The sequence below is a fragment of the Janthinobacterium sp. GW822-FHT07H11 genome, from assembly GCF_058798615.1.
On the sequence record NZ_CM179507.1, the window covers coordinates 5,989,372 to 6,001,847 of the forward strand.

The window sequence follows — 12,476 nt, forward strand, 5'->3', positions numbered from 1 at the left end:
AAGCAGCACGCACGCGGCGCTCCGGGACGGATGATCAATCCGCCAAGCTTACCACCGGCATGCGCCACACACCGCCATGCACCACGCCCGCGCACGGGTTCAGGCCCAGCGCATACGCCAGGTCGGCCGGGCGCGCGATGCGCCACAGGGCGAAATCGGCGCGCTTGCCCACTGCCAGGCTGCCCGTTTCATGCTGCAGGCCCAGCGCGCGCGCCGCGTGGCAGGTAGCACCGGCCAGCGCTTCCTGCGGCGTCAGCCGCCACAGCGTGCAGGCCATGTTCATCGCCAGCAGCAATGACGCCATGGGCGAGGTGCCCGGGTTGCAATCGGTGGACACGGCCATCGGCACGCCGGCCGCGCGCAATGCCGCGACAGGCGGTGGCTGCGTCTCGCGCAGGAAGTAATACGCGCCCGGCAGCAGCACGGCCACCGTGCCGTGCCGCGCCATGGCGGCGATGCCCTCGTCCGACAAGAATTCCAGGTGGTCTGCCGACAGGCCGCCGTAACGGGCCACCAGCGCCGCGCCGCCCAGGTCCGACAGCTGCTCCGCATGCAGCTTGACTGGCAGGCCCAGCGCTTGCGCCGCGTCAAACATGCACTGCGTTTGCGCCGGCGTAAAGCCGATGCGCTCGCAGAACGCATCGACGGCGTCAACCAGGCCATCGCCGGCCAGCCGGGGCAGCATCTGCGCGCACAGCAGCTCGATATACGCATCGGCCTGGCCAGCGTATTCGGGCGGCAGCGCATGCGCGCCCAGGAAGGTGGTGCGCACGGATACGGGCAGTTGTTCGCCTATCCTGCGCGCCACGCGCAGCATCTTCGCCTCGCTGTCCCCATCGAGGCCGTAGCCGGACTTGATCTCCAGCGTGGTCACGCCCTCGGCCAGCAGCGCCAGCACGCGGGGCAGGCTTTGCCGCAGCAATTCGTCGTCGCTGGCCGCGCGCGTGGCGCGCACGGTGGACATGATGCCGCCGCCGGCGCGGCTGATGTCTTCATAGCTGGCGCCATTCAGGCGCGCCTCGAATTCGTCGCTGCGGTTGCCCGCATGGACGATGTGCGTATGGCAGTCGATCAGGCCGGGCGTCAGCCAGCAACCCTGGCCATCGATCAGGGCCGCGCCGCTGGCCGGCAATTCGTCGCCGGGACCGAACCAGGCGATGCGGCCATCCTTGACGGCGATGGCCGCGTCAAGAAGCTCGCCATAGCCGTGCTCCATGGTGGCCAGATGGACGTTGTGGATGAGCAGGTCCCAGTCGTGCATCCGTTTTCCTCTCTAAGTGAACAGGTCGACGCGGAACAGCACGGTCGCCTGCAGCGCCTCCAGCTGCCACTCGCGCCCATCGTCGGCATCGAGCAGCAGCGCATCGTAGCGGGCCAGCGCGAACTGCTGGCCGCTTGCGCGCGCCAGCACGGGGCCAGCGCCGGCGACAAACAGCAAGGTGACATCGCTGCGCCGCGCCAGCCTGGCCGGCGCCGTGATTCTCTCCAGCTGGTGGCGGCAGCAGCTGCGCCGCGTCATCACGTTGAAATCCGTGGTGCTGCCTTTCACCTGCGCGTTGACAACCGCTTCGCCGGGAAACCACAGCATCGCATGTGCTGCGCTCAAAACCACCTTGCGCGTGCCGTCGAGCGTCAGCTGCACGCTGTCGCCCTCGACCAGCATCAGGCTGCGGTCGATGCCGGGAAAGCTGGAAAACGGCCCGCTGGCCGTGATCGTCGCCAGGCTGATACGCCAGTCAAAATCGTCGAAACCGGCGTCCGGCGGAGAAATGGCGATTTCCGTCGTGCTGCCGCCGCCGTTTTTCCACGGCGCGGCGCGCAGGGTTTCATGCGCGATGAAGGTCGCCATCAGAGTGCCCTCAGTTGCGCCAGCGTGCGCTTGTAGGCGGCGGCGATGGCGTCCTGCGCCACATGGCGTCCGCCGCGCACCTGCCACCGGCCGCCGCACAACACGTCGCGCACCAGCGTGTCGTTGCCGCAGAAGATGAAACTGCCCAGCACGTCGGCGATGGCGACGCCGCACAGGTTGACGTGGCCATCGTCGAGCACCAGCAGGTCGGCGCGGCAGCCCGGCGCCAGCGCGCCCAGCTTGCGCCCGGCCGCCTGCGCCCCCCCTCGCAGGGCCGCCTGCCACAGGTAGTCGCCCACATGGCGCTGCTCCGGCGCGGCGGCCACATTGCGCTGCTGGCGCTGCAGGCGCTGGCCATATTCGAGCCAGCGCAATTCCTCCACGGGCGACTGCGACACATGGCTGTCGCTGCCGATGCCGAAGCGCCCGCCGGCGGCGATGAATTCGGCCAGCGGGAACAGGCCGTCGCCCAGGTTTGCCTCCGTCGTCGGACACAGGCCCGCCACGGCGCCGCTGGCGGCCATCACCAGCACTTCGTCGGGCTGCAGATGCGTGGCGTGCACCAGGCACCAGCGCGCATCGACCCTGACCTGGTCGTACAGATACTGCACCGGGCGCCGGCCGCTGTAATCGAGGCACTGGCGCACCTCGCCCTGCTGCTCGGCGATGTGGATGTGGATAGGGCGCCCCGCGGGCAGCGCTTGCGCCACCTGTTTGATCTGCGTCACACTGGCCGCGCGCAGGGAGTGCGGCGCAAAGCCCACTTCCACCTGCCCGCCGCGCAGCGGCGCCAGCGCCTCGACGATGCGCAGCACGTCGTCCGCGTCCGTGCGAAAGCGCGCCTGCTCGGGCTTGAGGGGCTGTGCGCCGAAGCCCGCATGGCTGTACAGCACCGGCAGCATGGTCATGCCGATGCCGCTGAGGCGCGCCGCCGCCAGCACCCGTTCGGCCGTCTCGGCGGGACGCGCATACAGGGCGCCGCCCGCATCGCGCTGCAGGTAGTGAAATTCGCACACGGCCGTGTAGCCTTGGCGCAGGCATTCGGCAAACAGCTGCGCGGCGATTGCCTCCATCTGTTCCGGCGTGATCTGGCGCGCGAAGCGGTACATCAGTTCGCGCCAGGTCCAGAAGCTGTCCGGCGCATCGCCAGCGCCAGCGACTTCCGTCATGCCGCCCAGTGCCCGCTGGAAGGCGTGCGAATGCAGGTTGACCATGCCGGGCAAGACATATTCGGCCACTTCCGCACCCGCCGGCGGCGCGACATCCTCCTTGACCTGCGTCAGGTCGCCGGCCGCGTCCCACGCCAGCAGCACGTCGCGACGCCAGCCTTGCGGCAGCAGCGCGTGGCGCGCGAACAAACAGCCGCTCAACGCGCCACCCATGCCACGGCAGCTTCCATCATCCGGCGCAGCAGCGGCTGCACCCGGGCGGCCAGGTCGGGCCGGTAGCCGAACGGCGCCGCTGCATCCATGCCCGGTTCATTCATGTACAGGCACTGGCACATCTCGAGCTGGATCGCATGCACGCGCTTGTCCGGCTGGCCGTAATGGCGCGTGATGTGGCCGCCCTTGAAGCGGCCGTTCAGCGCCACGGTAAATTGTTCCTGGGCGCGCGCGATATCGACCACGGCGGACGTCAGGCCGCTATCGCAGCTGGCGCCATCGGCCGTGCCGAAGTTCAGGTCGGGCAGCTTGCCGTCAAAGAAGCGCGGCACGCGCGAGGCGATGGAATGGGCATCCCACAGCACCACGGTGCCGTGAACGCGCAGCAGGCGGTCCAGCTCCGCGCGCAGCTGCGCATGATACGGCGCCCAGTAGCGCTGCAACCGGCGCTGTACGTCGGCCGCATCGGGTTCCTTGCCGGCCAGGTACAGCGGCTCGCGGTGGAAGGTATCGTTGGGCAGCAAGCCCGTCGTATCCTGGCCCGGATACAGATTCGTGTCTTCCTGCGGGCGGTTCAAGTCGATGGTATAGCGCGACCAGCGCGCCGACAGCACGGACGCGTCCATCTCGTGCAAAAAGCCATACAGCTCGCGCAAATGCCAGTCCGTGTCGGCCTTGACCAAGGCTTGCGGCGTCATGCGCGCGGCGATATCGTCCGGTATGTCGGTGCCCACGTGGGGCATCGACACGAGCAGCGGGATGCTGCCCTCGTTGAAGCGGAAATCCATGCTTGTCTCCTTGCGCCCGCTCAAGCGTACAGCGGGGCGAACAAATTCTTGCAGGTGCTGCTCAATTCACCGTGCAGCACCATCTGCTTGGCCGCCTCGATATCGGGCGCGAAAAAGCGGTCGGCGTCGAAGAACGGCACCTTCTGGCGCAGCTGGTGGTGCACATGCTCGAGGTGCGGCGAGGTCTTCAGCGGGCGGTGGAAATCGATGCCCTGCGCGGCGGCCAGCAGCTCGATGCCGACGATGACGGCCGTGTTGTGCGCCATGTCGTCCAGGCGGCGCCCGGCGAACGTGGCCATGCTCACATGGTCTTCCTGGTTGGCGGACGTGGGCAGGCTGTCGACGCTGGCCGGGTGCGCCAGCGACTTGTTTTCCGACGCCAGCGCGGCGGCCGTCACGTGGGCGATCATGAAGCCGGAATTGACGCCCGGGTCGCGCACGAGGAAGGGCGGCAGGCCGGACAGCGTGGCGTCGATCAGCAGCGCGATGCGGCGCTCGGCCAGCGCGCCGATTTCGGCAATCGCCAGCGCCAGCGTGTCGGCGGCAAAGGCCACCGGCTCGGCATGGAAGTTCCCGCCCGAGACGATCTCCGCCTGGCCATTGGGGCCATCCTGGAAGATCAGCGGATTGTCCGTGACGGCATTGGCTTCGATCAGCAGGGTACGGCCGACATTGCCGATCAAATCGAGGCAGGCGCCCATGACTTGCGGCTGGCAGCGCAGGCTGTACGGGTCTTGCACGCGCTCGTCGCCTTCCAGGTGCGAGGCGCGAATCGCGCTGTTGGCCACCAGCTGGCGGTACATCTGCGCGGCCAGGATTTGCCCCGGCTGCCCCCGCACGGCGTGCACGCGCGCATCGAACGGCGCATCGCTGCCCTTGGCCGCGTCCAGCGACAGCGCGCCCGTGACCATGGCCGCTTCCAGCAGGCGCTCGGCCATGAACAGGCCGTGCAGCGCCAGCGCGTTCGACACCTGCGTGCCGTTGATCAGCGCCAGGCCCTCTTTTGCCGCCAGCACGACGGGCGCGATGCCCGCCTGCGCCAGCGCCTCGGGCGCCGCCATCAATTCGCCGTTGACGCGCACCTCGCCCACGCCCAGCATGGCCAGGGTCATGTGCGACAGGGGCGCCAGGTCGCCCGAGGCGCCGACGGAACCCTTGGCGGGAATGGCCGGCATGATGCCCGCGTTGTACAGGGCGATCAGGGTGTCGACGATCAGCGGGCGCACGCCGGAATAGCCGCGCGCCAGGCTGCCGATCTTCATCAGCATGATCAGGCGCACGACGGCGTCCGACAGCAGTTCTCCCGTGCCGACGGAATGCGACAGGATCAGGTTGCGCTGCAATTGCTCGAGTTTTTCATCGGGGATGCGCGTCTTGGCGAGCAGGCCGAAGCCCGTGTTGATGCCGTAGGCCGCATCGCCCTTGGCGACGATGGCCTGCACGGCGGCGGCCGACGCCTCGATGACAGGATAGGCCTCGGCGGCGAGGATGAGTTTCGCGGGTGCGGCCCAGACGGCGCGCAGGTCGCCCAGGGTCATCGCGCCCGGTTTCAGGGTCCAACTTTTGGAGTGCTGTGTCATAGTCATTCGCGTCTAAGTCTCAAGGAAGCATGGGAAGAATCAAGCCGTTGCGCTTGGCGCAGGCGGCCGCGGTTTCGTAGCCGGCATCGGCGTGGCGCATGACGCCCGAGCCGCTGTCGTTGACCAGCACCCTGGCCAGGCGTTTCGCCGCGCCTTCCGAGCCGTCGGCCACGATGACCATGCCCGCATGCTGAGAATACCCCATGCCCACGCCGCCGCCATGGTGCAGCGAGACCCAGGTGGCGCCGCCGGCCGTGTTCAGCATGGCGTTGAGCAGCGGCCAGTCGGAGACGGCGTCCGTGCCGTCCTTCATGCTTTCCGTCTCGCGGTTCGGGCTGGCGACGGAACCCGTGTCCAGGTGGTCGCGGCCGATGACGATGGGCGCCTTCAGCTCGCCCGTGCGCACCATCTCGTTGAAGGCCAGGCCGGCGATGTGGCGCTCGCCCAGCCCGAGCCAGCAGATGCGCGCCGGCAGGCCCTGGAAGGCGATGCGCTCGCGCGCCATGTCCAGCCAGTGGTGCACCTGCTTGTGGTGCGGGAACAGCTGCTTGATCTTCGCATCCGTCTTATAAATGTCTTCCGGGTCGCCCGACAGGGCCACCCAGCGGAACGGCCCGCGCCCTTCGCAAAATTGGGGGCGGATGTAGGCGGGCACGAAGCCGGGGAAGTCGAAGGCGTTCTGCACGCCCTGGTCGAACGCCACCTGGCGGATGTTGTTGCCGTAATCGACGGTGTGCACGCCCATGGCGTGGAAATCGAGCATGGCCTGCACGTGGGCGGCGCAGGAATCGGCGGCAGCCACCGTCAGGCGCGCGTGGCGCTGCGGGTCCTGCTGCGCCGCCTTCCAGTCCGACACGCTCCAGCCGCGCGGCAAATAGCCGTTGACCAAATCATGTGCGGACGTCTGGTCCGTGACCAGGTCCGGCACCAGGCCGCCCGCCTTGGCGCGGCGCACCAGTTCCGGCAACACTTCGGCTGCGTTGCCCAGGAGGCCAATGGAAATGGCTTCCTTGCGCTCGGTATGGTATTTGACCAGCGTCAAAGCTTCGTCCAGGCTGGCCGCCTGCTTGTCCAGATAGCGCGTGCGCAGGCGGAAGTCGATGCTGCTTTGCTGGCATTCGATGTTGAGCGACACGGCGCCGGCCATGGTGGCGGCCAGCGGCTGCGCGCCGCCCATGCCGCCCAGGCCCGCCGTCAGGATCCAGCGCCCGCCCCAGTCGCCGCCGAAATGCTGGCGGCCCGCCTCGGCGAAGGTTTCATACGTGCCCTGCACGATGCCCTGCGTGCCGATGTAGATCCAGCTGCCGGCCGTCATCTGGCCGTACATGAACAGGCCCTGGCGATCGAGTTCGTTGAAGTGTTCCCAGTTGGCCCATTTCGGCACCAGGTTGGAGTTCGCGATCAGCACGCGCGGGGCGTCGGCGTGGGTCTGGAACACACCCACCGGCTTGCCGGACTGGATCAGCAAGGTCTGGTCGTCTTCCAGTTCGCGCAGCGAGGCGAGGATCTGGTCGAAGCAGGCCCAGTTGCGCGCGGCGCGGCCAATGCCGCCGTAGACGACCAGGTGCTGCGGATTTTCCGCCACTTCCGGGTCCAGGTTGTTTTGCAACATGCGGTAGGCCGCCTCGGCCTGCCAACTCTTGCAAGCCATGACCGTGCCGCGCGGGGCGCGGATGGTACGGCTGGCATCAAAGCGTGGATCGGTGTCCATTGTGCTGTTCATGCTGTCTCCTCGTAGGGGGCGAGCGGACATGCGTGGTCCGCTCTGGTACTCCCAGCATAGGTTGTCTATACAACCAAGTCAACAGGTTTTTGCAAGCGCAAACTGCCTATTTTTTCTCGAACACGCGCTTGCCCGCCACCCACGTCTGCAGCACCTGCGTCTTGCCGATGGCGGTCGGCGCCACCTTGAACAGGTCCTGGTCGACGACGACGAAGTCCGCCCATTTACCCGCTTCCAGCGTGCCGATGACCTTTTCCTGGTGGGCCGCCCAGGCCGCGTCGAGGGTGAAGCAGCGCAGCGCCTCGGTGACCGTCATGGCTTGCTGCGGATACCAGCCGCCGTTTGGTACGCCCTCGCTGTTCTGCCGCGTGACGGCCGCGTGGATGCCTTCGAACGGATTCGGCGACTCGATCGGGAAGTCGGAGCCGCAGGCGATGCGCGAACCCTGCTGGAGGAAGGTGCGCCACGCATACGCGCCCTGGATGCGTTCGTGGCCCACGCGCTGCTCCGCCATGTTCTGGTCGGACGTGGCGTGCGTGGGCTGCATCGACGGCACGATGCCCAGACTCTTGAAACGGGGGATGTCGGACAACTGCACCACCTGCGCGTGCTCCATGCGGTGGCGCAGGCCCGCGCCGCGGTATTGCGCGATCAAGGCTGCATAGCCGTCGAGGATTTGATGGTTGCCCGCGTCGCCGATGGCGTGCACGTTGACCTGATAGCCGGCGCGCATGGCTTTTTCCATCTTCGCGCGCATGGCGTCATCTTTATAGAACAGCAGGCCGCGGGTAGAAGGATCGTCGCTGTACGGCGCCAGCAGGGCCGCGCCGCGGCTGCCCAGGGCGCCGTCGGACAGCAGTTTGACGGCGCGCAAGGCGTACATGTCGCGCGCATAGCTTTTTAATGGGCCGTTTTTCGACAGCGCGTCGAAGTCTTCCGTCGTGTCGGCAATCATGCCGTACACGCGCACCGTCAATTTTCCGTGGTCCGCATAGTCGCGGAACAGCCGGTCCTGCATCTGGCCGATGCCCGCATCGTGCACGCTGGTCAGGCCCGCCTGCGACAGCTGCGCCAGCGCGCCATCGAGGGCGGCGCGGTTTTCCACGTCGCCCGGCTTGGGCAGCACGGCAGCCATCAAGTCCATGGCATTGTCGACCAGCACGCCGGTGGCATTGCCGTCCGCATCACGCTCTATCTTGCCGCCGGCCGGATCCGGCGTGGCGCGCGTGATGCCGGCCAGCGCCAGCGCGCGGCTGTTGGCCCAGCCCGCGTGGCCGTCGACCCTGCGCAGCCACACGGGCCGCGCGCTTTCCACCGCATCGAGCTCTGCGGCCGTGGGAAAGCGCCCCAGCTTCCAGATTTCCTGGTTCCAGCCATTGCCGACGACCCAGCTGCGCTCAGGGTGCGCACGCGCGAAGTCGCCCACGGCCTGCACGGCGGCCTGCAGCGACGACGACCCGTACAGCATCACGCCGCTGGCAATCGTCCCCAGGCCGAACACGTGGCCGTGCGCGTCGATCAGGCCCGGCAGCACGGTCTTGCCCTGCACATCGACGTGGGTGGCGCCCTTGGCCGCCTTGCGTTTCACCTGCGCGGCGCTGCCGACGGCGAGCAGCTTGCCAGCGTCGTCAAACGCCAGCGCCGTAAAACGCACCACCTTGCCATTTGCGTCGAGCGTGTAGCCGTTGGCATTGTCGATGATGGTATCGGCGTGGGCGTGGCCAAGGGTGCCCAGGCAAGCGAGCGTGAGCAGGGTACGGCGCAAGGGCAAGGTCGGCATTTCCATCTCCAGGTCTTTTAGTCGTTAGCAAAAAGACGAGTGTATAGAAATTGGCAAAATGGTCAATCAGGCAGCGCGGGGCGGTCGTACCATCAGCCAGTAATCGCAGCCCGTGAGGGCTTGCGCGTAACGTCCCGCCACCACGAAGCCCAGGCGGGCATAGAACGGCAGGCTGCGTTCATTGTACGTCTCCAGGAAGCAGGCGGCACCGGCCGCATCGACGGCCGCCAGGCCAGGCGCCAGCACGGATGCGCCCAATCCCCGGCCCTGCGCGTCCGGGTGGATGCCGGCGATCGACAGGTACCACGCGTCCTGCAGACCATGCGGCGCCAGCGCGTGCTCCATGTTCTCGACGATGGCCGAAAAATGCGCGAAGCCCTGCTCTCCCAGCAGCACGCGCAAGGCGTCTTCGCGCTGCGCGTACGCAGCCTGGCGCTCGGCTGCCGGCGTATCCGTCGTCCAGATGGCGGCGCCATTTCCTACCGCATCGGCCAGGTCGACGCGCCCCGCCTGCTCGCCCTCGGCCAGCGCCAGCGCAAAATATGCTTCCAGCATGGCCAGCCGTGCCGCTTCGTCCTCACCGCAGGCCACGGTGACGGCGCGGTAGAACGGGTCGCCGATCAGGGCGGCGGCCAGGCTGCGGGCGGCTTGCGATGCTTGAGTATGGGGGGCGCTGGACATGGATTCTCTTTCTTTTCATCGTAACGGGGAAACGCCGGGCATCTTAACGCAAGCGCCCAGGCCTTGCGCCCAGTCAATACTTCCCCGCCGCCGCTGGCCTACGCTGGCGTTTTATCGCGGAGTTTCCATGGCCAGGCACCATGTCATCAGCACCACCGCGTGCGACGTGTTCTTCAAGCTCGTGGCCCACCAAAAGAAAAGCCTGGGCGCGCGCTTCGACAGCATGATCGTCACCTTCAGCGCCGACGGCCGGCCCGTGCTGGGCGCCACCCTGCGCAACGCGACTAGCGGCTGCGAACTGCACCGCCTGGCCGGCCAGCACGACGAATGCTGGTGCTGCGGCTACGACGAGCAGCTGGAATTCATCTCACAAAACAAGGTACCGCTGGCGCACGCCGACTACCGGCTCACCTTGAGCAACGGCGAAACGTGGACGGGAACGACGGATGCGAAGGGACGCACGGGGCGCGTAGCCAGCAAGCAGGAAGCGCTGATTACCCAAGCCGAATTCCTGCCGCACGCGGACAAATCACCATGCTGCGCCGGCGCCCCGAAACACGCGGCGCCAGCCGTCAAGCTCGTCCCGCTGGAAGGCATCAAGACCACCGACAAGGACGTCGGCTCGTCCGTCAAACAGGTCAAAGTGAAGGACAAGGTCGCCCGCTGACCAGGGGCGAGATCGACATGGCGTGGATGCTGTTCCAGGATGCGATCGACTACGGCAAGGTCAAGGTGCATGGCGAGCCATATCTATGGTTTGGTTTGCAACCGAAGAACGTGGCCATGACGCCGGATGGGGAGATTTATTTTCATGAGTCGGAATATCGGGAGGATTTTTCCATAGCTCAGCCAATAGACAAAAACTGGTTCATGCATGAAATGGTCCATGTCTGGCAGTATCAATTGGGCTATCCGGTTGCATTGCGTGGGGCGATCCGTTTCGGATTGAATTACGCGTATTTTTTAAAGCGAGGAAAAAAACTATCTGACTTCAACATGGAGGCACAGGGCAACTTACTGGCAGATTATTTCGGACTAAGGTATTTGAAAACACCAAAAGCTATGAATCAAAAAGAATACCGGAACTCCCTGATTCTCTACGAAGAGGTGATCAATGAATTTCTTAAAAATAGAAAAAGCAAGACCAATCTTCCTGGAAATGACATTGACCATGAGCCTTTGTTTGACATGCCGTGACGCGTACCCGATGTCCCGCATGGCCGAAGCCGAGATTAGCGCATTCAAAGGCATACCATGCTTTACCATTTCAAAAAAAGAAGAACGCCGCAATGGAACGCCAATGCTGGGCGCACTCATGGTTTACGATATCTCCATAAAGCCGCCTGTAGAGGTCTGGTCCTTCATTCTCCCTGGAGCGACGACCCTACCCATGCATGCAAAAACCTGCTATTTGTATGGCCAAGTACCAGCAGGAGCCGAATCGACTGCCGCGACGATGTTGAAAACAGGCAGGATGTACAGCGTCTTTTTGAATGGCAGGCCGGATGACCCATCTGACTCGACCTACGGCTACAAAGGGAAATTCTGTCTCATCACGACAGCTAACAACGGCCAACAGGTCATTCCCATCAAGCGCGACATGCAGGCCTGGATCGATGAAGTTTGTCCAGCAAACCTCCAAGCACAAAAGGGCCAATAATGCCCAACTGCCACAAGACCCAATTGATGCTTATCTTTCTGACCAGCATGAGTGCCTCGGCCACCTCCCGCATGGCATACGCGGAAGTACAGCTAAAAAACGGCATTCCCTGTTTCTCTATTTCTGAAAAGGAAGAAGCACGCAACGGGGTTCCGCAGATTAGTGCGGTCGTACTGACAGATGTATCCGTCAAGCCTGCAGTCAAAGTATGGTCTTTTCTTTTACCGGGCACAGCAACTATCCCTGTGCATGCCAAGTCCTGCCTTTTGTATGGGCTTGCTCCAGCAACGGCAGAGGTCAAGCCACCCAAAGCTCCGCCGCTGAAAACGGGGCGCATGTATGACGTCTTCCTGAACGGTGGGCCAGCCGATCCTTCAGATCCTACTCGCGGTTACGTCGGGAAATTTTGCTTGATGACAGGTATCTCCGGTGAGCGCAAGATTCTTCTTATCGACAGCGATAGCCAAGCCTGGATAGATGAAATCTGCCCCGTTCAGAAATAGGAAAAACATGATCTCCTTGCAGCAGAATGCCCTGTTCATACTGCTCATGTTCCTCAGCCTGCATGCCTGTGCAACATCACGCATCGCCGATGCTGAAATCAATTCAGTGAATGGCACGCCCTGCTTCACAATCTCACAAACGGAAGAGAAACGTAACGGCCAGCCACTCCTGGGAGCACTCAGCATTTCAGACCTGTCAGAAAAGCCCGCCGTTGGTGTGTGGAGTTTTTATATGACTGGTGGAAAAAAAGTACCGCTCTCGTCAAAAAGCTGCCTTCGGTATGGTGACCTTCCTCAGGGAGCGAACGGCATGCCTGCCCCTGAACTGCAAACAGGACGGGTCTACAGCATTTTCCTCAATGGAAGACCAAATGATCCTGCAGACCCCACTTATGGCTACATGGGAAAATTTTGCATAGTAGCCACGGTCACTGGTGAACGAAAAATCATCGCCATTGGCAGCGACACGCCAGCATGGAGACAGGATAGTTGCACGGAACATTTGCTCATCAGATAGTGCAAGGATCGCC

Annotated in this window: 13 protein-coding genes; 5 read left to right on the forward strand and 8 right to left on the reverse strand. The window is 64.5% G+C overall.

Going from position 1 to position 12,476, the window contains the following annotated elements; all coding sequences use genetic code 11:
* Nucleotides 1-34: 34 nt before the first annotated feature.
* The 8 genes from hutI to AC3RCJ_RS26490 form a co-directional block, all read right to left on the reverse strand.
* Entirely contained in the window at nt 35-1,261 is a 1,227-nt protein-coding gene (hutI, locus tag AC3RCJ_RS26455) for an imidazolonepropionase (protein ID WP_492957228.1), read from the reverse strand.
* 12 nt (nt 1,262-1,273) lie between these two features.
* Nucleotides 1,274-1,849 carry a HutD/Ves family protein gene (locus tag AC3RCJ_RS26460; RefSeq protein WP_492957229.1) on the reverse strand — a complete coding sequence of 192 codons (576 nt, stop codon included), beginning with the start codon at nt 1,847-1,849 and terminating at the stop codon, nt 1,274-1,276.
* A complete protein-coding gene (locus AC3RCJ_RS26465) occupies nt 1,849-3,231 on the reverse strand; it encodes a formimidoylglutamate deiminase (RefSeq protein WP_492957230.1) in 1,383 nt (460 codons plus the stop codon). Before AC3RCJ_RS26465 ends, AC3RCJ_RS26460 begins: the two co-directional genes overlap by 1 nt.
* Complete coding sequence (gene hutG / locus AC3RCJ_RS26470) at nt 3,216-4,019, reverse strand: N-formylglutamate deformylase (protein ID WP_492957231.1); 804 nt, start codon at nt 4,017-4,019, stop codon at nt 3,216-3,218. The genes AC3RCJ_RS26465 and hutG overlap by 16 nt, the downstream gene beginning before the upstream one ends.
* Nucleotides 4,020-4,039: 20 nt before the next feature.
* On the reverse strand, nt 4,040-5,599 hold the full coding sequence (gene hutH / locus AC3RCJ_RS26475; protein ID WP_492957232.1) for a histidine ammonia-lyase: 1,560 nt from the start codon (nt 5,597-5,599) through the stop codon (nt 4,040-4,042).
* Nucleotides 5,600-5,618: 19 nt separating this feature from the next.
* Entirely contained in the window at nt 5,619-7,322 is a 1,704-nt protein-coding gene (gene hutU, locus AC3RCJ_RS26480; protein ID WP_492957233.1) for a urocanate hydratase, read from the reverse strand.
* A gap of 106 nt (nt 7,323-7,428) precedes the next feature.
* Nucleotides 7,429-9,102 (reverse strand): amidohydrolase, encoded by a 1,674-nt coding sequence (locus tag AC3RCJ_RS26485; RefSeq protein WP_492957234.1) that lies wholly within the window; start codon nt 9,100-9,102, stop codon nt 7,429-7,431.
* A 66-nt stretch (nt 9,103-9,168) separates the two neighbouring features.
* Nucleotides 9,169-9,783, reverse strand: a complete 615-nt coding sequence (locus AC3RCJ_RS26490) for a GNAT family N-acetyltransferase (protein WP_492957235.1) — start codon at nt 9,781-9,783, stop codon at nt 9,169-9,171.
* A 127-nt stretch (nt 9,784-9,910) separates the two neighbouring features.
* Between AC3RCJ_RS26490 and AC3RCJ_RS26495 the strand changes: the two genes are divergently transcribed.
* From AC3RCJ_RS26495 to AC3RCJ_RS26515, 5 genes are read left to right on the forward strand one after another with little or no spacing between them, the layout of a single operon-like run.
* Nucleotides 9,911-10,450, forward strand: a complete 540-nt coding sequence (locus AC3RCJ_RS26495; RefSeq protein WP_492957236.1) for a hypothetical protein — start codon at nt 9,911-9,913, stop codon at nt 10,448-10,450.
* A gap of 17 nt (nt 10,451-10,467) precedes the next feature.
* The gene (locus AC3RCJ_RS26500; RefSeq protein WP_492957237.1) at nt 10,468-10,980 is read left to right on the forward strand and encodes a Rhs element Vgr protein; all 513 of its coding nucleotides are present in this window, start codon (nt 10,468-10,470) and stop codon (nt 10,978-10,980) included.
* A gap of 19 nt (nt 10,981-10,999) precedes the next feature.
* Entirely contained in the window at nt 11,000-11,443 is a 444-nt protein-coding gene (locus AC3RCJ_RS26505; protein ID WP_492957238.1) for a hypothetical protein, read from the forward strand.
* 26 nt (nt 11,444-11,469) lie between these two features.
* Nucleotides 11,470-11,946, forward strand: a complete 477-nt coding sequence (locus AC3RCJ_RS26510) for a hypothetical protein (RefSeq protein WP_492957239.1) — start codon at nt 11,470-11,472, stop codon at nt 11,944-11,946.
* A 7-nt stretch (nt 11,947-11,953) separates the two neighbouring features.
* Nucleotides 11,954-12,463, forward strand: a complete 510-nt coding sequence (locus tag AC3RCJ_RS26515; RefSeq protein ID WP_492957240.1) for a hypothetical protein — start codon at nt 11,954-11,956, stop codon at nt 12,461-12,463.
* Nucleotides 12,464-12,476: the final 13 nt, after the last annotated feature.

Coding starts and splice junctions, on each gene's coding strand:
- hutI (WP_492957228.1), bottom strand. CDS start 1,261: ATGCACGACTGGGACCTGCTCATCCACAACGTCCATCTGGCCACCATG.
- hutG (WP_492957231.1), bottom strand. CDS start 4,019: ATGGATTTCCGCTTCAACGAGGGCAGCATCCCGCTGCTCGTGTCGATG.
- hutH (WP_492957232.1), bottom strand. CDS start 5,599: ATGACACAGCACTCCAAAAGTTGGACCCTGAAACCGGGCGCGATGACC.
- AC3RCJ_RS26505 (WP_492957238.1), top strand. CDS start 11,000: ATGGCCGAAGCCGAGATTAGCGCATTCAAAGGCATACCATGCTTTACC.
- AC3RCJ_RS26495 (WP_492957236.1), top strand. CDS start 9,911: ATGGCCAGGCACCATGTCATCAGCACCACCGCGTGCGACGTGTTCTTC.
- hutU (WP_492957233.1), bottom strand. CDS start 7,322: ATGAACAGCACAATGGACACCGATCCACGCTTTGATGCCAGCCGTACC.
- AC3RCJ_RS26465 (WP_492957230.1), bottom strand. CDS start 3,231: ATGGGTGGCGCGTTGAGCGGCTGTTTGTTCGCGCGCCACGCGCTGCTG.
- AC3RCJ_RS26490 (WP_492957235.1), bottom strand. CDS start 9,783: ATGTCCAGCGCCCCCCATACTCAAGCATCGCAAGCCGCCCGCAGCCTG.
- AC3RCJ_RS26500 (WP_492957237.1), top strand. CDS start 10,468: ATGGCGTGGATGCTGTTCCAGGATGCGATCGACTACGGCAAGGTCAAG.
- AC3RCJ_RS26460 (WP_492957229.1), bottom strand. CDS start 1,849: ATGGCGACCTTCATCGCGCATGAAACCCTGCGCGCCGCGCCGTGGAAA.
- AC3RCJ_RS26485 (WP_492957234.1), bottom strand. CDS start 9,102: ATGCCGACCTTGCCCTTGCGCCGTACCCTGCTCACGCTCGCTTGCCTG.
- AC3RCJ_RS26510 (WP_492957239.1), top strand. CDS start 11,470: ATGCTTATCTTTCTGACCAGCATGAGTGCCTCGGCCACCTCCCGCATG.
- AC3RCJ_RS26515 (WP_492957240.1), top strand. CDS start 11,954: ATGATCTCCTTGCAGCAGAATGCCCTGTTCATACTGCTCATGTTCCTC.